We start from the raw sequence: 20342 nt of genomic DNA, 5'->3' as shown, positions 1-20342 counted from the left end.
GTGATGGAGAAGATCCGGATGATTGCGCAGATGTAGAACTAGATAACGATACCGGAGACGATATAGATGGATAATTTTTATCATAAATTCATTCTTTGAAAGGAGCATACAAAATGAAAAAACTAACGAAATTACTCACATTGACTATGACCGGCGGCTTACTTTTAGCTGCTTGTGGAGATGCAGATGAGATCGATGATAATGATCTGCCGGGAATAGAGGATCCGGCAGATCCAATGGATGAAGATTTGAACGACGATATTGATGACGACATGAACGACGATATTGATGACGACATGAACGACGATATTGATGACGACATGAACGACGATGTTGATGACGACATGGACGACGATGTTGATGACGACATGGATGACGAAGATACGGATTAATTTGGTGTTGGAAAGGAATTTGAGAATGAAGAAAGTAGCAAAGTTACTCACGCTGACTGTGACCGGCGGCTTACTTTTAGCTGCTTGTGGAGATTCGTATAATGGTGACGACAACGATTCACCAGATGTCGAAGAAACGGAAGATGATTTAGACGAAGATGTGTACGACGAAACTGACGAATGAGAATGTTCTTTTAGTCGTCAGTTATAAGTATTATGATAAAACAATATTTGTAAATAAAGAAGCACAAAACCTTCGATAATAAAGGTTTTGTGCTTCTTTTGCTTTTTAGTTAAGTAGTGCGTTATATTTGGCTTCAACTGTCTCATCTTTTAAATACACGCGGGGTACACGTTTTCCGATACCACATAATATTTCATAATGGAAACTATTTGTCAGTTCAGCCATTTTGTAGATGCTGGGATGCTCATCACTAGGATCACCAATAAATACAAGCTCTGTATCTTCTGAAAAATCAGGTATTTCACTGACATCCACCATTAATTGATCCATACATATTCGACCAACGATGGGTGCTTTATACTTCTCTGTAGTCAGATACCAGCGATTAGATAATTCTCTAGGGATACCGTCCGCGTAACCAATTAGTATAGTTGCGATAGTCTTTTCTTCAGGCGTTTCATAGGTTCTGCCGTAACCAATCGTTTGTCCCTTTTCAACTTGCTTGAAAAATGCAGCGTGAGTGGATAACTGCATAACCGGTTCAAGATTAATTACATCTTCTAAGGATTTATCCGGATGATAGCCAAATAAAGAAATACCAGTCCGTATCATATCTAAATGATACTCAGGGTATAATAGTGTAGCTGCCGTATTACTACAATGGGTCAAATCAAAATAAATGTTCTGCTGCTTTAGATAGTCGACAATCTCAATGAAAAAATTGAATTGATTTTCTGTGTAGGTTGGATCAGCAGTGTTTTCTGCTTCAGCAAAATGAGTAAATATCCCTTCAAAAACTACCCATTCAGAAGCCATCAATTGGCTTAATTCTAAAGCTTGTTCTCGTGAACGTACACCAATTCTACCCATGCCTGAATCAACTTTTAAATGAATTTTTGCTTTTTTTTGCAGGTTCTCTGCATCTTTTGTTACTTTTTCAGCAATTTCTTTTGAAAAAACAGTTATAGAGATATCATTTTTAATTGCCAGTGGGATGGTGTCAGGCTCAATAGGGCTTAATAGCTGAATCGGACTTTTAATCCCTGCTTCTCTTAATTCCATTGCTTCATCTAATATTGCGACACCAAGAAAGTCGACGTCTTGTTTTTCCAAATGTTTCCCCACTTCTACAGCCCCGTGGCCATAAGCGTTAGCTTTGATCACACCCATGAATTTGGTTTTTGGGGATAGTAATCCTTTCACTTGTTTATAGTTGTAAGTGATTTTATCTAAGTCGATTGTTGCACGTGTATAGCGATAACTACCATAATGCACGATTAAAACTCCTTTCGGTTACTCCCTATTTTAACATGAACGAGGAGGTATATTGAAGAAGCACTTTAATATTTTATTGTTACAGTTAAAATCTCAGCTCAAGTTATTGTTCCGTTTATAATAGATAATGAAATAATAAAATGACACCTTGTCATTGTGTTTGTTTTTAGATAAGATAGATACAGTGACCAAAGGGAGATGTAAATATGATGAAAATTACCAGAGAAACATTGGAGACATATAGAGATAAATTTAATGACAACATGACAAACAAAGCTGTTCAAAATGCGATTGCAAAAGTTGGCATTAATAAATCATCAGTTGATAACAACATGACACGCCGCCATAATTTTGTTTTTTCTGATGAAACTGAAAAGGGAGAAATAACAAATCAAAAGTCGAGCGGACGTTGCTGGATGTTTGCGGCCCTAAATACAGCACGTATAGATACTATGGAAAAACTAAATGTTAAAACATTCGAATTCTCTGAAAATTACACATTGTTTTGGGACAAGTTAGAGAAATCCAATTATTTCTTAGACAGCATTATTGAAACAGTAGATGAACCATTAAATTCACGTTTAGTTCAGCATCTCTTACAGGCGCCTGTTCAAGATGGCGGACAATGGGATATGTTTTCCGGTATCTTAGAAAAATATGGTGCAGTACCTAAAGCTGCCATGCCAGAAACCTATCATTCTTCTAATACTAAAGAATTAAATCAGTTACTTACTTCAAAATTAAGAGATTTTGCTGCCAAGTTACGTGAAAGTTTTAAAGCGGGTAAAAGTAAAGAAGAGTTGATGAATCAGAAAGAGGACTATCTCTATTTTGTCTATTCACTTTTAGTTAAGACATTAGGTGAAGTGCCAGAAACATTTACGTATGAATATCGTGATAAAGATGATAAATTCAACCGTATCAGTGAAATCACACCTCAAGATTTCTTCGAAAAATATGTCAAGTGGGATCTAGAGGAACGCATTAGCTTGATTAATGCTCCTACAGAAGACAAACCTTTTGGAAAAGCCTATACGGTAAAATATTTAGGCACAATAAAAGAAGCTCAACCTATTAAATATGTTAATGCGCCTATCGAAGCCTTAAAAGATGCCGCTATGCAGTCAATTAAAAATGGTGAACCAGTTTGGTTCGGATGTGATGTTGGTAAAATGCTTGACCGTGAAGCGGGAATCATGGATGATAAAGCATACGATTATGAAGCGACTCTGGGTGAGTCAGTTGAATTGACAAAGGCACAGCGTCTCGATTATGGTGATAGCTTGTTAACCCATGCTATGGTCTTTGTCGGAGTTGATCTAGACGACGAGGGCAACCCAATCAAATGGAAAGTTGAAAACAGTTGGGGAGATAAAAATGGAGACAAAGGTATGTATTCAATGAGTGATAAGTGGTTTGATGAATACAATTACCAAGTTGCAGTTAAGCGCAAATACATTGACGGAAAATGGCTCAAAGCCTTGGATGAACCAGTGGTCGAATTGGAACCTTGGGATCCAATGGGCGCTTTAGCAATGGTGAAATAAAAAAAAGTTTTAAAACTTAACACGACTCAACTTAGGCTTATCGTGAATATATCGAATGAAGCAGACATAGCATTGTTCAAACGGATAATGACTTAAGTACGCCCAATAAGAGGCAAGAGAAATCACTCATATATATTTTCCCTGATCAGACTTACCGTAACAATTAGGGATATAAAATAATGATGAGGAAATTAAAAAGACGAGACTGGGATCATGATCCTAGTCTCGTCTTTTTATTATTGTGATAGTAATTCCAATGCCAGTAACACGTTAGATGACAGGACTCCACCGATAATGAAATACATGACCATTTGAATAAAGGGGAACCACCCGACATCATCTGTTGATTTTTCTTCATCTGATAAAATAGTGGAAAAAATAAAATAGCCAATTCCAACGCCGATCGCTAATACAGGCAGCATAGCTTGCATTTGTGATGGGCGAAAGTAACCAAATAAAAGTCCAATGATAAAACCAAATAACTGGAGCACTCTTCTTTTTGATTTTTGGGACATTTCAACCCTCCTTATGATTCTAACATGAAATATAAAATTATAAAAAAAAGACATGTTCTCGCTAGGAGAACATGTCTGAAATATTAAAGATCAAATTATAGTATGATTTGTGCGCCAGGACCTAATGGTAAGCCTATTACGTACCATACAATCAATAGGAGTGTCCAGGCAATCAAGAATGCGATACTGTATGAAAGCATCGTTGAAATGATTGTACCTAAGCCACTTTTTTCGTCGTAACGTTTAGCAAACACAAGAATCATTGCAAAGTAACTCATTAATGGTGAAATGATGTTTGTTGATGAGTCAGCAATACGGTAAGCCATCAATGTCATTTCAGGAGCAATGTTTACTTCGAATAACATTGGTGCAAATACAGGAGCCATAATAGCCCATTTAGCTGAAGCTGATCCAATAAATAAGTTAAGGAACGCTGTAACTATAATGAAAGCTAGAATAAGTGGTAAACCAACAAATCCTATAGCTTCAAGGAATTCAGCACCACTGACCGCTAAGATCAATCCCAAGTTTGTGTAAGCGAAGTAGTTGATAAATTGAGCGGCAAAGAAGGCTAAGACTAAGTAGCCTCCCATTGAACTCATGGAATCTGACATCCCTTTAACTAAATCATGTGATGTTTCGATCTTACCAGTTGTTTTTCCATAGAAATAACCGGGAATTGCAAAAAGCAAGAAAATCATCATGAGTAAGCCTTGTCTCAAGAAGGTATCCAATGTCATGTTTCCAGTGGCTTCATCGAGGGCTCTAAACGCCCCGTTTTCTGGGACCATCATGAACGCCATAATACCCAAGAAGACAAGCAATGAGATAAATGCATTGAGCATACCTTTGTTTTCAATATCTGTAATGGGTTCATCGTCTGGTTTGTAACTCCCATTATATTCGCCGAGCCGCGGCTCGACTATTTTCTCTGTGACAAAAGCACCTACTGCAGTTAGTACAAATGTAGAAACAATCATGAAGTACCAGTTTGCTGTAACAGCTACATCGTAGTCAATACCACCAGCGGTTAAAGCCTCGTTTGTAATACCAACAAGCAATGCATCCGTAGGACCAAAGATCAAGTTAGCTGAGAATCCTGCAGATACACCAGCAAAGGCTGCGGCTAGACCGGCAATAGGATGACGACCAGCTCCTGCAAAGATAATAGCACCTAAAGGAATAACAACAACGTATCCGGCATCGGATGCGATATTAGATATAATACCAGCAAATACCACAGAAGCAGTTAGAAGTCCTGTTGGCACGCCTTTCAATAATTTCTTAAGTGTCGTAGAAATCAAGCCTGTCCATTCAGCAACACCTACACCTAGCATAGCAACAAGTACTGTACCTAAAGGTGCAAAGCCTGTAAAGTTAGTTACACCACTATTAAAGATATGTGCTATCCCATCACTTGACATTAATGATACAGCCTCGACGCTTACGAAATCCCCTTCAGCTGCGCTAAAATATTCAACTGGGACACCAAAACGAGCAACGATTTCGGATATCACAATAATTGCTAAAGCTAATATTACGAAAATAATAACTGGATGTGGTAATCCATTACCGACACGTTCAATAAACCCGAGAAAGCCTTTATTACTATTGTTTTCAGAATCATTCATTTAATTTCCTCCTTTAATTTTTGAAATAGGAATAAGTTCTAATCTTACAAATCATAATAATGAAGGAATCATAAGTAAGATTAAAATTTAGCTCCATTTTTTATTATACTATAAATTCTATTCTAATACAAAACACAGGGTAATTTCAATAAAATATAACCAATTATTTTTTTAATTTATAGACTAAACTTGAGAAGTCATTAAAAAATGGACTTTTTCACAAGTATCGTTAATTAAAATTGTAATATAAATCGATTCCTTTTATAATTTAAGCAATGAAACAAAAGGAGAAATGAATGTGAGTCAATCGTATAAACAAAAACAAAGTGTTACATATTATATGTGTGATCGTACACAACAGCTGACCTTATCTATGCTGGTCAATTTGCTCTTAAATGTCTCGGAAAATCATTCAGCCGAATTGAATAGGCAGGAATCAGTTATCAGAGAAATGGGGTTCAACTGGATCGTTCTCAGATATGAATTTATGGTCGCACGAATGCCACGCTATAAAGAAGAAGTAGAAATAGAAACTTTTGCAACAGAATATAACAAGCTCTTTACCTACCGTGAGTTTATAGTACGGGACAGTAATCAAAATGAACTAATAAAAGTCAAGACAACATTTGCGCTCATGAACATTGAAAATAGAAAGATGGCAAGAATTCCAAGTGAGGTCATTGCTCCCTATGAAGCCGCTTTCTCTGAACGGATACGTCGAAATTCCAAACCACATGAAGTAGATCAGATACATGCAGTTCAGACAAATTATAGCGTGCGTTATTTTGACATTGATGCAAACCAGCATGTTAATAATTCAAAATATATAGAATGGTTACTAGATAGTTTAAATACATCATTTATGGCATCACATCAGATGCAACATGGCATTATTACTTTTGATAAAGAAGTCAAAGAGGACGATACCGTGACAAGTAAAGTCAGCCATCGTGCCGATACACAGATTTACACGGATCATCATATTCTCGTGGGGGAAACGATTCATGCTACAGCTAGTTTTCAATGGAATGAAAGATAAGAAGGGAGGGTGATCATGGTTACGATAAATGATATTGCAAAAGAAGCGGGTGTAGCAAAGAGTACGGTGTCCCGTTATTTAAATAATGGTTCGGTCAGTCCCAAGACGAAGGAAAAGATTGACGAAATTGTAAAGCGGAGGGGCTATAAACCGAATACGTTTGCGCGAAGTTTAAAAGCTCAAAAAACAAACATGATTGGAGTGATTATTCCTCGTCTGGATTCACCTTCAACGAATGAAGTGCTGTCTGGCATAGATTCTAAAGCGCATGAAAAAGGATTTCAGTTGATCATTACAAATGCTAACCAGGAAACAGAAAGAGAAATAGAAGACATAAACACGTTGGCTAAACAAAAAGTTGATGGCATTATCTTTTTAGCAAAAGAAGTGACAGAAAAACACAGAGAGGCAATAGAAGAAATTAATATACCTTTCTTAGTCTTGGGACAAGAAACAAAAGAAATTCCTTCCATCATTCATGATGATTATGGAGCAGGTGAAAAAATTGCACAACATGCTTTGGATTTAGGGCATCACAATTTCCTGTATTTTACCGTATCAAGAGAAGATAAAGCGGTTGGTCGTGACCGATATGATGGATTCTTTAAAAAAATTTCAAGAAACAGCAGGGCAAAAGTGAAAATGGTAGAGACTTCTTTTCTCATGAGAGAGGCTTACAATACAGCTATTATAGAATTGAAAAAATCGGAAGCAACATTTATTGTAGGAGCAACAGACACTATAGCTTTGGCAGTAATGAAAGCGGCTAATGATTTGAATATGTCTGTTCCGGGGGATGTTTCTATAGCAGGATACGGAGGGTATGATTTACTCTCTTTTATGTCACCGGCATTGACTACCGTTAAATACCCTTATTTCACTATTGGTAATTTGGCCATTGAAACACTTGAGAAGATGATCATGAAAGAAGAGGTTCCTCATCAGCAAGCTTTAGACAATCAATTGATAATCAAAGAAACGACAAAAAAAATGAAATAAGGGGTTTACAAAGAAAACGCATTCATTTATAATGAAGTAGAACCGGTTCCATTAAATTGGAACCATAAAAATTGGAGGGATAAATATGGTGGATAACAGAGAGATTGCTCAGCAAGTAATCGATGCAATTGGCGGAAAAGATAATGTTGATTCGGTTGCACATTGTGCTACGCGTTTGCGCATAATGGTCAAAGATAGAGAACTAGTGGATGACAGTAAAATAGAAGATATCGAAAAAGTGAAAGGTGTCTTTTATAATTCTGGTCAATATCAGATTATTTTTGGCACAGGAACGGTTAACAAAATTTATAATGAAATCATTGATCTGGGCTTACCAGGTACGTCTAAAGGAGAGATGAAAGAAGAGGCGAAAAAACAAGGGAACGCATTCCAAAGGGCTATTCGAACATTTGGGGATGTATTCGTTCCAATAATTCCTGTCCTTGTTGCAACGGGACTATTTATGGGATTACGCGGCTTACTAACGCAAGAGCAAGTTTTAGGTGTATTTGGATTAGTCCCAGAGGATATTAGTGCAAACTTCTTATTGTATACTCAAATCTTAACGGATACAGCTTTTGCTTTCTTACCTGCTTTAGTGGCCTGGTCAGCATTTAGAGTGTTTGGCGGCTCACCGGTTATAGGGATAGTTCTAGGATTGATGTTAGTTAATCCGGCACTTCCGAATGCCTATGCAGTAGCTAGCGGGGATGCATCACCAATTTATATGCTAGGTTTTATCCCCGTCGTTGGGTATCAAGGAACTGTTTTACCAGCCTTTATTGCGGGCTATATTGGAGCTAAAGTCGAAAAATGGTTTAGAAAGACTGTTCCTGAATCTTTAGACTTACTGATTTCGCCATTCGGGACATTATTGGTGATGAGTATTCTTGCACTCTTTATCATTGGTCCAGTATTCCACTCACTAGAAGAAGTAATATTGGCTGCAGTAATCTGGTTACTTGATTTACCGTTTGGTCTAGCAGGTATCATCATTGGTGGATTAAATCAGATACTGGTTATAACCGGTGTTCACCATATCTTTAACTTTTTAGAAATTCAGTTGTTAGCGAATACAGGTGTAAACCCTTATAACGCGATCATTACATCTAGTGTTGCCGCTCAAGGTGGAGCAACTTTAGCTGTTGCTATGAAAACAAAATCTAAAAAACTGAAAGCTTTGGCTTATCCTTCAGCCTTATCAGCCTTTTTAGGAATCACAGAACCGGCTATCTTTGGTGTAAACTTACGATACATTAAACCTTTTGTATTCGGTTTAGTCGGGGGTGCTGCTGGTGGTTTCCTGGGGGATATTTTAAACTTGGAAGCAACAGGAATGGCAGTAACTGTAATTCCAGGAACGCTTCTTTATTTGAATGACCAACTCTTCTGGTATATTTTAGCTAACTTAGTTGCCATCGGTGTTGCTTTTACACTCACTTATCTCTTTGGTTATACTGATGAAATGAGAGAAGATATAGAAGGTTCATAAGCTTAATTATTCAGGAGGAATAAGATGTCAGAAGTAGAACAAAATGATGAAGACTATACAGTCCATTATCATTTACGCGCACCTCATGGGCTCATCAATGACCCCAATGGCTTAGTTTATTTTAACAATCAGTATCACGTGTTCTTTCAATGGAACCCAGAAGGGACAACGCATGCAAACAAAACGTGGGGGCATGCTGTCTCTTCTGATTTGATTGAATGGGATTATTTAAGACCGGCTTTGGAACCGACGGATTGGTTCGATAAAGATGGGTGTTATTCTGGTAGTGCATTTGAGAAAGATGGAAAGCTTTACTTGTTTTACACCGGAAACGTCCGAAACGTCGACGGTGAGAGAGAGAGTTACCAATGTTTAGCAATTTCAGAAGACGGTATTCATTTTGAGAAAAAAGGACCGTTGTTCGATCATCCCAATAATTATACGGCGCACCTGAGAGATCCGAAAATCTGGCAGGAAAAAGATGGATACTGGATGATACTGGGCGCTCAAACACATGATTTGAAAGGTACGACCATAGTGTATCGTTCAACTGATTTGCTCAACTGGTCATTTGAAGGTGAATTTATGGGTGCTTTGTCAGACTTTGGATATATGTGGGAATGCCCAGATGTGTTAAAGTTGCCCAATAAAGATGTGTTTGTCTTTTCGCCGCAAGGTTTAGAAGCTAAAGGTGATTTATACCAAAACATCTTTCAAACCGGGTACATGCTGGGAGAAGTTAAAGCTGGGAAATTCATTCCGGATAAAGAAAATTTTGTTGAAATGGACCGAGGCTTTGAGTTTTATGCTCCTCAATCTTTCAAAGATAATAATGGAAGAACCATCGTTTTCGGTTGGATGGGGGCAATGGTCCCTGAAGTCGAGGAGGCAGTCCCTACTATAAAAGAGGGTTGGATTCATCACTTAACGCTACCTAGAGAAATTAAAATAGATGGAGATCAGTTATTACAGCAACCGGTCGAAGAATTGAAAGAGTTGCGACTCCAATCGTTTGATCTGTTGAAGGATATATCTCAGAAGGATAGAATTGAATTGTCCACACCTGAACAAGAAATGAATTGTTCGTGGAACGAGGCGCCGGCATCATTTACCTGGAACTTCCGTAATGAAGTCACAGTAATTTATGAAGCGGCCGAAAAGCGTATTACCGTCGAGCGCACAAACTGGTTAACGGGAGAGCGAGAAACAAGAAGTGTCAATTTGACACGATCGCTTGAAACAGTTCAGTTATTCCTGGAGGATTCATCAATGGAAATCTATCTGAATCAGGGTGCTGAAGTGTTCTCATTGCGTTATTTCAATGACAATAGAACCAATGAATGGCAATGGAAAGATGAAAATTGGAAAGATCATTTAGCTGACTTATCTGTTCATGAATTAAAAAGAACGATACAGTTTAAATAGAAAACAACGCTTATCTGTTATTTTACAGATGAGCGTTGTTTTTGGTTAATCAATCAAAACATTGTTTGATCAATTCGTCTGCGTTATCTTGTTCTAGAATGACTTGTAATTTGATTCGTGCTTTTACTCCGGTCAGACCTGGAGCAAAAATAGCACCAAGTTCTTTCAGGTGTTTTCCCCCGCCTTTATAAGCGTAAATATCTTGAGCTATCCCACTGAATGCGCGGGAAGTGATGACGATCTTAACGTTATTATTAAGCAGTTTTTTGATGCCCGGTAAGGTAGCTGGAGGTAGATTCCCAGCACCTAAGGCCTCAATAACGAGACCGTCAATATTAGTTGAAGCAAGGGCATCGAAAAGTGTGCTATCCATTCCGGCGAAAGCTTTAATCAAACACACATTTTTAGAAATGGACCGGACAGGATAAGTTTCGTCAAAGACTAATTTCTGAAAGAATCGGACTACGTGTTTAGATACGATGCCGATTGGACCAAATGTTGGCGTTCTGAAAGTCGCTACATTGGTCGTGTGTGTTTTGGTGACATATCGCGCAGTGTGTATTTCTTCGTTCATAACAACCAGCACACCTTTATCTTTCGAATCATTGGATAAAGCCGTCCAGATCGCATTTTGCAAGTTGCTCACTCCATCAGACCCGAGTTCATCCGTGGGTCGCATTGCACCTGTCAGTACAATTGGGAAAGGTGAATTTAGAGACAGGTCTAAAAAGTAGGCCGTTTCTTCCAGCGTATCTGTTCCGTGAGTAATCACAGCACCGTCGAAACGTTCTTCTTCAATGGCTTTAATGAGTCTTTTTTGTATATCCAGCATATTGTGCAGAGTAACATGTGGTGAAGGTAAATGAAAAATATCCTCTTCAGTTATTTCGATATTTTCTTCAAATAAGTGACTGTACTGGTGTAAAGGATGTTCATCGGTTGGTTTAACGGCACCTGTACGCTGGTCGGTACTCATTGAAATAGTGCCACCTGTATGCAAAAGTAAAATTCTTTTCACTTTAACTATCCTTTCTTTTTCTAAAGTAAGGGTTCGTTTGTTTTTCATAACCGATGGTTGTAGAATCGGTGTGACCAGGATAAACGGTGTAGTCGTCTGGCAAGACAAAAAGCATTTCTTCAACAGCGGGGATCAATTTTTCCGGTTCGCTCCCGGGTAAATCTGTCCGGCCGATACCGCCTTTAAATAAGGCATCTCCAGAAAAGACACAGGCAGCTTCTTTAAAAATGAAACTGACACCACCTGGCGAGTGCCCGGGAGTAGCGACCACTTCGAATGAAAAAGGACCGATGGTAACTAATTCCGATGGTTCAAATGTGTATTCTGCGGGATTAGCTTTTATTATATGATTCGTGTAAGTCGATAAATTCAGACTTGGATTGCCTAACCAATCTTGTTCTTTTGGGCTAACGTAGACAGGGATGTCATAATCCACTCGGATATCTTCCAATGCCCCGATATGATCATAATGAGTGTGGGTCAATATTACAGCTAAGGGTGTAACGCTCAAATTTTCCAGTTCGTTCTTGATCTTACTTGTTTCAGCACCTGGGTCGACAATCAATGCTTCAATATTGTTATAGATGATATAGCAATTCTCTCCAATAGCGCCTGTTTCGATTTGTTTTACTTGAATCATTCATAGGACCTCCTTTGTTCTTCGTTTAGTATAACCAAATAGTTATCTTCTGTCGATAAAGGCATATTGGTTGAGAACGTGAAAATTTTGTCATATTCTATAGATAGAAGAAAAAAAACATAGGAGGAATTAAAATGTCGACATCAGAAGTAAAAGAATGTTTAAACGATCTTGTTGCTACACAAGGTCTGTTTTATACGAAACTCCATCAAGCTCACTGGTTTATCAGAGGACATCATTTCTTTAATTTACATGTTAAATTGGAAGAGTATTATGACGAAATAACTAAACACATGGATGCTACAGCTGAAAGACTCTTGCAGATCGGCGGAGAACCCTATTCAACTCTACAAGAATTTATTGATCATTCATCCATTAAAGAAACGCTTGAGAACAAAAACATTCCTGAAGAACCATTCATTAAAGCTATCGTTTTAGATTTTGAAATCCTCAGAGACGATTTGAAAAATGCAATCGAGTTGATCGATGAAAACAATGATGATGTAACCGTTGATATGCTGATCGCACAAAAAGCATTTGTTGATCAAACGATCTGGATGCTTTGGGCTTATGCAGGAAAAAACGCATTAGGTAAATAACAGTGAACATAAGGAGCTGGCATTTAGCCGGCTCTTTTTTTGTAAAGAGTAGGATTATTCAAAAAAATGTGATAGGATTATGAATAGTTTATGAGTAGAGAAGGGTAACGATGAAGATAATTACAAAAAATGAGCAAGAGACAAAAATGATTGCAAAAAAATTAGCTGCCCTACTAAAGCCCTCCATGACTGTATTGCTGGAAGGTCAGTTAGGGGCAGGCAAGACGACCTTTACTAAGGGTGTTGCCGAAGGACTAGGGATCAAACGCATAATAAAGAGTCCCACCTATACATTGATAAAGGAATACACTGATGGGGACCTACCACTTTATCATATGGATCTCTATCGTCTTGAAGACGCAGAAGACGAAGATTTGGGATTGGAAGAGTACTTTTTTGGTGAAGGGGTCACCATTGTGGAATGGGGTTCTTTTATGAAAGAAGAGCTACCAGCGGAACACCTGCTGATTGAAATCAATGTTTTAAACGATTCAGAACAACGTGAATTGATTTTTAAAGCACATGGTAAAAAATATACTGAAATAGTGGAGCGATTAGAAAATGAATGAAACAATTGATTGTATTATACGGGAAGCCATTCCAAGCGATGCAGAACAGCTCTTAAAGTTTTTGAATGAAACAGCAGCTCAGACAGGATTTATGACACAAGGTAGAGAAGGGGTTGGCGTGAGCGTTGAGGAAGAAGAGGAACAACTTGATACTATCTATTCTTCTTTAAATAATTGTGTGTTTATTGCCCGTGTGGATGAAGAGATTGTGGGTATTGCATCTATACACGCTTCCGATAAACCTAAAATCGAACATATTGGAGAAATAGGTGTCGTCGTAGACAAGGGTTATTGGGGATTTGGGTTAGGAACGTTGCTGATGGAGGAATTATTACTTTGGGCAGATGAATCGCCAATACTTAGTCGCCTAGAATTAAAAGTGCAGGAACGAAATAGCCGCGCCCGTCATTTATATGAAAAGTTGGGTTTCAAATTAGAAGCTATTATGGAACAAGGCGTCAAAGACGAAGGGCAATTACTCAACGTCTGTTTAATGAGTAAGTTGATATAAAAAACCCGTCAGGAATTATTCCTGACGGGTTTTTGTCGATTATTTAATGAAGCGATCCAGAGAAAGCTTACCATATTCTTTTTCCTGATTGAGTAATATCGTTGCACAGGCGCGCGCATCATCCAATGCATGATGGTGATTTAAAGGGATGCCATAATGTGCGGCAACCGTATTTAATTTGTGATTCGGTAATTCCCGCAGCAGTGAGCGTGAAGACTGCACAGTGCATAATGTTTGGAATCCAGGTGCGTCTATACCGTAATGTAACAGCGTACCAGTCAGAATACGTTTATCAAATGGCATGTTGTGAGCCACGACTAGTTGATCTGGGGTGAAAAATCTTTTCATATCTTTCCATACATCAGGAAATTTGGGTGAGTCATATACGTCAGATTCACTTATTCCGTGGATCTGTGTGTTCATACGGTCAAACCATGTTTCAGGTTGGATCAAGGTGTAATATTCATCGACGACCTTGCTGTCTCTAACGATGGTTAAAGCAACAGAACAGGCACTGTGTGACTGTCGGTTGGCTGTTTCAAAATCTATAGCTGTAAAATTCATTTAGTTAACCTCTTTTACTTAAATCTTATTTAGTCTTTATAGTATAGCATGATTCACAGGAGTTTCAAGACGAATAACGGGATCAAAGTAAAATGACTTTAGTTGTAAAAAAGGAAGGCACGGAATATCTCGTAACGAGATATTCCGTGCCTTTTAACTCTTTTTATACTTTGTAAGGTAAGACTATTTTTCTGAGTTCCATAATTATCGTAGTTGCAAAGGCTAAACCGGCTGCAATAGCCCATTCTGATAAACCAAAGGCAGCAGGGATATAGAATACACTTCTAACTGCGGGTAATAGTGTAATGCCGTATAACCCAATACATACAACGAAAGCGATAATCACAAATTTGTTACGGAAGAATCCAGCACCAATGCTTGTTTCTACATTTGAACGTGCCGGGAAGACTTGAAGTGTCCGGGACAGTATCAACGTGGTAAAGGCCATGGCGACACTCATCTCATTAGAAGTCTGAAGACCAATATACTGAGAGATAATTACTGCGATAGCAATAAGCACCCCACGGAAAAGAACGATTCTAAATGTGTTGCCAGAAAAAATAGATTCATCCGGATCACGCGGTTTCTGTTCCATGACATTAGGTTCGGCCGGTTCAAGGCCTAAAGCTATAGCTGGAAGTGAGTCATTGACCAGGTTGATAAAGAGAAGCTGCAAGGCCGTGAACGGGCTCACCCAGTTCACAATCAGAGCAAATATGATTGCAATCACAGCACCTAGATTTCCTGAGAACAGGTAGGCAATAGATTTTTTGATGTTACTGTAAATTGTACGTCCTACTGAAATGGCACGAACAATGGAAACGAAATTATCATCAGTCAAAATCATTGCTGAAGCGTCTTTGGCCACATCCGTTCCGCTTCCCATAGCTATACCGATATCCGCTTGTTTCAAAGCAGGAGCATCATTGACACCATCACCAGTCATGGCAGTGATCTGGTTTTTATTCTGCCAAGCTGTAACGATACGGATTTTGTTTTCCGGTGTTACTCGAGCATAAACTGTGATGTCTTCCAGCTGATCCATGAGTTCTTCTTCAGATAAAGCATCCAATTCCTGACCTGTATACGCCAGATTGCCTTCTTTGAAAATGTTCAAATCGCGTCCGATAGCACGGGCGGTCGTTTTATGGTCACCGGTAATCATGACAGTTCGTACGCCGGCCTTCGCTGCATCTTCTACTGCGTGATAAACTGCTTCGCGTGGTGGGTCGATCATGGCTAGCAGACCGATGAAAATCAAGTCGTCTTCGTCTTCAATACTGACCTCGGTTGAATCGATTGGTTTATAGGCAAAGGCGAGTACACGCATCGTTTGATCAGAAAACTCTTCATTTTTTTGTCTTAATTCTTCCAGACGTTCTTCAGTTAATTCAACCGTTTCCCCATCCATTCGCACTCTGGAACAAAGTTTGAATAAAACATCTGGTCCACCTTTTGTAAGCAGCCGTTTTTCACCGTCTATCTCGTGAACGGTTGACATACGTTTGCGACTGGAGTCAAAAGGCAGTTCAGCAATTCTAGGGTATTCATCTCTTACGGAACCGTATGGAAGGTTTTGCTTATTACTGTAGGCTATTAAAGCAACTTCGGTGGGGTCACCACTTGATTCACCTTTTTCATTTATAGTTGAATCATTAGTCAAGACTGCGACTTGCATCAGTATTTTCTCTGACTCTGACCATTTGCTACTATCTCCTGAAAATAAATTGGACTCGCCATTAGGAATATAGTCATCAACAACTGTCATTTTGTTCTGTGTTAATGTACCGGTCTTATCTGTACAAATTACACTGGTAGAACCAAGTGTCTCTACAGCGGGAAGTTGTCTGATTATCGCATTATTTTTTGCCATTTTATTTGTGCCGACCGATAAAACGATGGTTACGATAGACTGCAACGCTTCTGGAATAGCGGCAACCGCTACGGCAGCAGCAAACATAAAGGCGTTAAGCAATGGCACGGTTACATCTTGCGTATCGCCCAGGAATATACGAGCAGCTTGAATACCAAAGATCAGAAGAGATAAGAGCAAGATAGCTACACCTAATTTTTTACTGAATGTCGCCAGTTGTCTTTGCAGCGGAGTCTGTTTGGCAGATGCGTTTTGAACAAGTTCAGCAACTTTTCCCATCTCAGTACCTTCACCCGTTGAAGTCACGACCATCATACCGCGTCCGGCAGTTACCATGGTACTGCTGTAAACCATATTGATTCGATCGGCGAGTGGAATGTCTTTACTTAAAGCTTTATCTGTTTTTTCTGAAGGCATGGATTCACCGGTTAAGGCACCTTCTTCTACTTGAAGTGATTCTGCTTCTATCAACCGACCGTCAGCAGGGATATTATCACCGGCTTCTAGCGCGACCACATCACCAACCACTAATTCTCTAGCTTCAATCTCTTTTCGCTTTCCATCGCGAAAAACGTTAGCGGTCGGGGCAGACATTTTTTCCAGAGATTCGAGTGAATCCTCCGCCTTTTTCGTCTGTACAACGCTTAGTATGGAGTTTAAAATCAACACGACGAAGATGATCAACGATTCGATCCATTCACCAATAGCTACCTGAACAATGGCAACAATTAATAAAACAATGACCATTGGATCTTTAAACGATTCAATAAACATGGAGAAAATAGATTTTTTATCTTTTCGACTAATTTCGTTATAGCCGTTTTCTTCCAGGCGTTTGTCAACCTCCGATTGACTGAGTCCTTCTTTAGTCGTGCCGATGGATTCCAGTACTTTTTCTTTTGTCTCATGGTAATGATTCATTGTTTTATCCTTTCTGGTTTATATTGGAGTAAGAAAAAAGACGCATACGGAATAAATGATGAATAATCCGTATACGTCTCACTATTTAATACAGCACCAGCAGATTATCAATCTACGAATGGTGGCACTGCAACAGATTATCTCTGCAAGTTACTCCCGCATATATAATATTTAATTGTCTAGCTAATTATAGATAAGTCTTTTTTGAAAAGCAAGTATCTTATTTCAATAACAAGAAACAATATGATTTTATGAGTGATTTAAATTATCAAATCAATATCGATTTAAACTGGACGGTGGCCAGATCTCATTTGGTCACTGTGTATTTTAAACGCTTTTAATTTAGATTCCAACTGTTCTGAAGTTGAGGAATAATCGATCCACCATCCAGCATACTGTTTGCGAATCCCAAAGCGGTAACCCAATTAAGAATGGACATCTTTTTTATGGTATACAGCAATCGATAACAAGCAACCACATGACGATTAAGTGACAATTGGGTATTATTCTACAAAATGAGGTAGAATAATGTTAAAATGAATATGATTATTTGATAGAGATTATAACTTACCCGAATTCAAACACTTATCACGAGAGGAATCACTGATTCTATGACTATAATAACCTTTAAAAAAGCATTTCCTAATGCAAATATAAAAGAAAATGAACCGTTGTCTCGATATACATATACAAAGACAGGTGGACCTGCGGATGCCCTAGTTTTTCCTAAGAGCAAAGAGGAAGTGCAAAGCCTGGTGAAATGGCTAAATGAGAATAACTGGCCCCTGACTATTTTAGGCAATGCGAGCAATTTGATTGTTAAGGATGGTGGGATTCGAGGAGCGACAATTATTTTGACAGATATGAATCAAGTATCTATTCAGGATAATATCATACGAGTGTTTGCAGGGGCACCATTGATTGAAGTAAGTAAGCGAGCTTATGACGCCGGCTTAACAGGATTGGAATTTGCCTGCGGTATTCCTGGAAGCGTGGGTGGAGCCATTTATATGAACGCCGGTGCTTATGGCGGAGAAGTGAAAGAGGTCATTAAGAAAGTAACGGTGTTGACCCGTCAAGGCATAATAAAAGAGATGGTCAACGGGGACATGCAATTTGATTACCGTCACAGTATCTTACAGGACTCAGATGATATCGCTCTAGAAGTTGTGTTTGAACTTGAGCCTGGAGATAAGGAAGAAATCAAAGAGAAAATGGATGAATTGACTTATCTGAGAACCTCTAGACAACCATTGGAATACCCATCATGTGGTTCTGTTTTTAAACGTCCGACAGGTTATTTCACTGGTAAACTTATCCAAGATGCCGGTTTACAAGGGTTTATTTGGGGAGGCGCTCAAGTTTCAACCAAGCATGCTGGGTTTATTGTTAATATAAATAACGCAACAGCCACAGACTATATTGAATTGATCGATCATATCAAGGAAGTTATCTTGGAAAAAGATGGTGTCACGTTAGAAACAGAAGTCAAAATTATCGGTGAAGATTTGATAACGGAAGAAAATGCAGGCCTCGAATTGATCAGTAAAGCGAAAGACACGATAAAAGCAAAATTCAATAAAATCTTTTTAACTGAAGAAAGCTTAAACGAATGAAACTTAAATGAATAAAGCGATTCTATACACGGATGCGACAAAGCAGTGTGTCTAGAATTGCTTTTTTATTTAAAAACAATGCTGCGCTGAATTAATGCATGACATGTTATATTAAAGGTAATAATCATAAATGGAGGTTTTGTCATGAAAATTGGTGTAATAGGACTTGGAGGTATCGCTCAAAAAGCATACTTACCAGTATATACGAAGGTCTTCCCAGAACACGAGTGGTATTTTTCGACACGGACAGAAAAAACGTTAAGAGAATTAGGAAATAAATACGGAGTACCGGTAGAACGTCAATTCACTGACTGGCGTGACTTGCTGGAAATTGTGGATGCAGTCTTTATTCATACACCAACAGAAACACATGAAGAGGTATGTCGAGGCTTTTTAGATAACCATATTCCAACGTTTGTCGATAAACCAGTGACTGAAAATATTGTGAGTACTAAAGCCTTACTGGATTTCGCAATAAAACAAGATACGCTTTTTATGACTGGGTTTAATAGACGCTTTGCTCCAATGGTTCAGGATATAAAACAACTGCCCGATAAAAATCATATCATCATGCAAAAAAATCAGGTAAACAAGACGGACTTTGATGTCAGGTACAGGATGTACGACTTGATGATTCATCCTCTGGATACCGCTCTTTACCTATTGGAAGAACCAGCAAAAGTTGTGAATTCTCAGATCGTTATGCAAGACAATCAGTTTCCCCGTGCATGGGTCTTGTTGGAAACACCTAAGACAACGGCTTATGTCTCAATCAATAATGAATCAGGCACTAAATTGGAAAAATATGAAATACAAAGCAAGTCGGAAACAATTGTTTTAGAAAATCTAACAGACAAAGCGACATACACGGAGAACGAAATCACCCATACAAAAGCGGGAGACTGGGTCATGACTCTTGAAAAACGCGGCTTTGTACCTATGATCAATGCCTTTCTTCATGCAGTGGAAACAAAGGGTGAAAATCCCGTCTCACTGGAAAGTGCCTTGCAGAGTCATGAAATTTGCGAAATGATGATAAGTGAATATGAAAAAAATGGCTTGAATTAATGGACTATGTGACCAAACTGAGAGAAAAAGTCGGACATGATGTGCTCATATTAAATGGTTCTGTGGCTTTTATTTTGAACGAACAAAAAGAGGTCTTGCTGCAGCAGCGACCAGACGAAACCTGGGGACTGCCTGGTGGATTAATGGAGCTTGGAGAAAGTTTTGAAGAGACGGTCGTACGAGAAGTGAGAGAAGAGACCAATCTAATAGTTAACGCTTATGATTTTGTTGATATTCTCTCGGGGAAAGACTTTTTTGTCAGGCTGGACAATGGCGACCGGTACTATTCCGTGACGGCATTGTACGCAATAAATGATTTTGAAGGAGAACTTAAAAATCATTCAGATGAATCATTGACCTTACAGTATTTCCCCTTAAATCAAGTACCTGAAAAAATGAATAAGAGATGGCGTCAATTTTTAAACATATTTATTGAAAATAGTCTAAGAACAAACTAAAAAAAT

Annotated in this window: 18 protein-coding genes and 2 pseudogenes; 13 read left to right on the top strand and 7 right to left on the bottom strand. The window is 38.6% G+C overall.

Annotation, left to right across the window (positions count from 1 at the left end; translation table 11 throughout):
* The first annotated feature begins 113 nt into the window (after nt 1-113).
* Both ACO1PF_RS03885 and ACO1PF_RS03880 read left to right on the top strand, forming a co-directional pair.
* On the top strand, nt 114-392 hold the full coding sequence (locus tag ACO1PF_RS03885; protein WP_423190040.1) for a hypothetical protein: 279 nt from the start codon (nt 114-116) through the stop codon (nt 390-392).
* Nucleotides 393-417: 25 nt separating this feature from the next.
* Entirely contained in the window at nt 418-576 is a 159-nt protein-coding gene (locus ACO1PF_RS03880) for a hypothetical protein (protein WP_423190039.1), read from the top strand.
* A 105-nt stretch (nt 577-681) separates the two neighbouring features.
* On the opposite strand, the gene alr is transcribed toward ACO1PF_RS03880, so the two are convergent.
* Nucleotides 682-1851 (bottom strand): alanine racemase, encoded by a 1170-nt coding sequence (alr, locus tag ACO1PF_RS03875; RefSeq protein WP_423190038.1) that lies wholly within the window; start codon nt 1849-1851, stop codon nt 682-684.
* Between the two features lie 206 nt (nt 1852-2057).
* Between alr and ACO1PF_RS03870 the strand changes: the two genes are divergently transcribed.
* Nucleotides 2058-3398 carry an aminopeptidase C gene (locus ACO1PF_RS03870; RefSeq protein WP_423190037.1) on the top strand — a complete coding sequence of 447 codons (1341 nt, stop codon included), beginning with the start codon at nt 2058-2060 and terminating at the stop codon, nt 3396-3398.
* 236 nt (nt 3399-3634) lie between these two features.
* Here ACO1PF_RS03870 and ACO1PF_RS03865 read toward each other — a convergent pair whose 3' ends face one another.
* Nucleotides 3635-3913, bottom strand: coding sequence for a hypothetical protein (locus ACO1PF_RS03865; RefSeq protein ID WP_423190036.1), 279 nt, complete (start codon nt 3911-3913; stop codon nt 3635-3637).
* A 95-nt stretch (nt 3914-4008) separates the two neighbouring features.
* Entirely contained in the window at nt 4009-5544 is a 1536-nt protein-coding gene (locus tag ACO1PF_RS03860; protein WP_423190035.1) for an AbgT family transporter, read from the bottom strand.
* Between the two features lie 298 nt (nt 5545-5842).
* Here ACO1PF_RS03860 and ACO1PF_RS03855 point away from each other — a divergent pair, with 298 nt between their 5' ends.
* From ACO1PF_RS03855 to ACO1PF_RS03840, 4 genes and pseudogenes are all read left to right on the top strand, one after another.
* Nucleotides 5843-6583, top strand: a complete 741-nt coding sequence (locus tag ACO1PF_RS03855) for an acyl-[acyl-carrier-protein] thioesterase (RefSeq protein ID WP_423190034.1) — start codon at nt 5843-5845, stop codon at nt 6581-6583.
* 15 nt (nt 6584-6598) lie between these two features.
* On the top strand, nt 6599-7582 hold the full coding sequence (locus tag ACO1PF_RS03850; RefSeq protein ID WP_423190033.1) for a LacI family DNA-binding transcriptional regulator: 984 nt from the start codon (nt 6599-6601) through the stop codon (nt 7580-7582).
* Nucleotides 7583-7670: 88 nt separating this feature from the next.
* Nucleotides 7671-9065 (top strand): annotated as a pseudogene (locus tag ACO1PF_RS03845) (sucrose-specific PTS transporter subunit IIBC); the annotation flags it as partial.
* 33 nt (nt 9066-9098) lie between these two features.
* Nucleotides 9099-10499: a glycoside hydrolase family 32 protein gene (locus ACO1PF_RS03840; RefSeq protein WP_423190032.1), complete on the top strand. Its 1401-nt coding sequence runs from the start codon at nt 9099-9101 to the stop codon at nt 10497-10499.
* A gap of 49 nt (nt 10500-10548) precedes the next feature.
* Here ACO1PF_RS03840 and ACO1PF_RS03835 read toward each other — a convergent pair whose 3' ends face one another.
* Both ACO1PF_RS03835 and ACO1PF_RS03830 read right to left on the bottom strand, forming a co-directional pair.
* Nucleotides 10549-11565 carry an asparaginase gene (locus ACO1PF_RS03835; protein ID WP_423190497.1) on the bottom strand — a complete coding sequence of 339 codons (1017 nt, stop codon included), beginning with the start codon at nt 11563-11565 and terminating at the stop codon, nt 10549-10551.
* Nucleotides 11519-12154 (bottom strand): MBL fold metallo-hydrolase, encoded by a 636-nt coding sequence (locus ACO1PF_RS03830; protein WP_423190496.1) that lies wholly within the window; start codon nt 12152-12154, stop codon nt 11519-11521. Before ACO1PF_RS03830 ends, ACO1PF_RS03835 begins: the two co-directional genes overlap by 47 nt.
* Before the next feature lie 137 nt (nt 12155-12291).
* On the opposite strand from ACO1PF_RS03830, the gene ACO1PF_RS03825 reads away from it, so the two are divergent.
* From ACO1PF_RS03825 to ACO1PF_RS03815, 3 genes are all read left to right on the top strand, one after another.
* A complete protein-coding gene (locus tag ACO1PF_RS03825; RefSeq protein ID WP_423190031.1) occupies nt 12292-12756 on the top strand; it encodes a Dps family protein in 465 nt (154 codons plus the stop codon).
* Nucleotides 12757-12866: 110 nt separating this feature from the next.
* Entirely contained in the window at nt 12867-13325 is a 459-nt protein-coding gene (gene tsaE, locus ACO1PF_RS03820; protein WP_423190030.1) for a tRNA (adenosine(37)-N6)-threonylcarbamoyltransferase complex ATPase subunit type 1 TsaE, read from the top strand.
* Nucleotides 13318-13836, top strand: a complete 519-nt coding sequence (locus ACO1PF_RS03815; RefSeq protein ID WP_423190029.1) for a GNAT family N-acetyltransferase — start codon at nt 13318-13320, stop codon at nt 13834-13836. Before tsaE ends, ACO1PF_RS03815 begins: the two co-directional genes overlap by 8 nt.
* Before the next feature lie 39 nt (nt 13837-13875).
* On the opposite strand, the gene ACO1PF_RS03810 is transcribed toward ACO1PF_RS03815, so the two are convergent.
* Both ACO1PF_RS03810 and ACO1PF_RS03805 read right to left on the bottom strand, forming a co-directional pair.
* Nucleotides 13876-14400, bottom strand: a complete 525-nt coding sequence (locus tag ACO1PF_RS03810; protein ID WP_423190028.1) for a 3'-5' exonuclease — start codon at nt 14398-14400, stop codon at nt 13876-13878.
* Between the two features lie 163 nt (nt 14401-14563).
* A complete protein-coding gene (locus tag ACO1PF_RS03805) occupies nt 14564-17194 on the bottom strand; it encodes a cation-translocating P-type ATPase (RefSeq protein ID WP_423190027.1) in 2631 nt (876 codons plus the stop codon).
* A gap of 611 nt (nt 17195-17805) precedes the next feature.
* Here ACO1PF_RS03805 and murB point away from each other — a divergent pair.
* The 3 genes and pseudogenes from murB to ACO1PF_RS03790 form a co-directional block, all read left to right on the top strand.
* Nucleotides 17806-18702: pseudogene (gene murB / locus ACO1PF_RS03800) on the top strand (UDP-N-acetylmuramate dehydrogenase); the annotation flags it as partial.
* Between the two features lie 252 nt (nt 18703-18954).
* Nucleotides 18955-19878 (top strand): Gfo/Idh/MocA family protein, encoded by a 924-nt coding sequence (locus ACO1PF_RS03795; protein WP_423190026.1) that lies wholly within the window; start codon nt 18955-18957, stop codon nt 19876-19878.
* Nucleotides 19878-20336 (top strand): NUDIX hydrolase, encoded by a 459-nt coding sequence (locus tag ACO1PF_RS03790; protein WP_423190025.1) that lies wholly within the window; start codon nt 19878-19880, stop codon nt 20334-20336. Before ACO1PF_RS03795 ends, ACO1PF_RS03790 begins: the two co-directional genes overlap by 1 nt.
* Nucleotides 20337-20342: the final 6 nt, after the last annotated feature.

The sequence above is a fragment of the Alkalibacterium sp. f15 genome, assembly GCF_049389645.1.
Classification (GTDB): domain Bacteria; phylum Bacillota; class Bacilli; order Lactobacillales; family Carnobacteriaceae_A; genus Alkalibacterium.
Note: the sequence above shows the minus strand (reverse complement) of the source record. Positions and strands in the feature narration are given on the sequence as shown.

Coding starts and splice junctions, on each gene's coding strand:
- ACO1PF_RS03815 (WP_423190029.1), top strand. CDS start 13,318: ATGAATGAAACAATTGATTGTATTATACGGGAAGCCATTCCAAGCGAT.
- ACO1PF_RS03810 (WP_423190028.1), bottom strand. CDS start 14,400: ATGAATTTTACAGCTATAGATTTTGAAACAGCCAACCGACAGTCACAC.
- ACO1PF_RS03825 (WP_423190031.1), top strand. CDS start 12,292: ATGTCGACATCAGAAGTAAAAGAATGTTTAAACGATCTTGTTGCTACA.
- ACO1PF_RS03805 (WP_423190027.1), bottom strand. CDS start 17,194: ATGAATCATTACCATGAGACAAAAGAAAAAGTACTGGAATCCATCGGC.
- ACO1PF_RS03795 (WP_423190026.1), top strand. CDS start 18,955: ATGAAAATTGGTGTAATAGGACTTGGAGGTATCGCTCAAAAAGCATAC.
- ACO1PF_RS03880 (WP_423190039.1), top strand. CDS start 418: ATGAAGAAAGTAGCAAAGTTACTCACGCTGACTGTGACCGGCGGCTTA.
- ACO1PF_RS03870 (WP_423190037.1), top strand. CDS start 2,058: ATGATGAAAATTACCAGAGAAACATTGGAGACATATAGAGATAAATTT.
- ACO1PF_RS03865 (WP_423190036.1), bottom strand. CDS start 3,913: ATGTCCCAAAAATCAAAAAGAAGAGTGCTCCAGTTATTTGGTTTTATC.
- tsaE (WP_423190030.1), top strand. CDS start 12,867: ATGAAGATAATTACAAAAAATGAGCAAGAGACAAAAATGATTGCAAAA.
- ACO1PF_RS03850 (WP_423190033.1), top strand. CDS start 6,599: ATGGTTACGATAAATGATATTGCAAAAGAAGCGGGTGTAGCAAAGAGT.
- ACO1PF_RS03790 (WP_423190025.1), top strand. CDS start 19,878: ATGGACTATGTGACCAAACTGAGAGAAAAAGTCGGACATGATGTGCTC.
- ACO1PF_RS03860 (WP_423190035.1), bottom strand. CDS start 5,544: ATGAATGATTCTGAAAACAATAGTAATAAAGGCTTTCTCGGGTTTATT.
- ACO1PF_RS03885 (WP_423190040.1), top strand. CDS start 114: ATGAAAAAACTAACGAAATTACTCACATTGACTATGACCGGCGGCTTA.
- ACO1PF_RS03835 (WP_423190497.1), bottom strand. CDS start 11,565: ATGAAAAACAAACGAACCCTTACTTTAGAAAAAGAAAGGATAGTTAAA.
- ACO1PF_RS03840 (WP_423190032.1), top strand. CDS start 9,099: ATGTCAGAAGTAGAACAAAATGATGAAGACTATACAGTCCATTATCAT.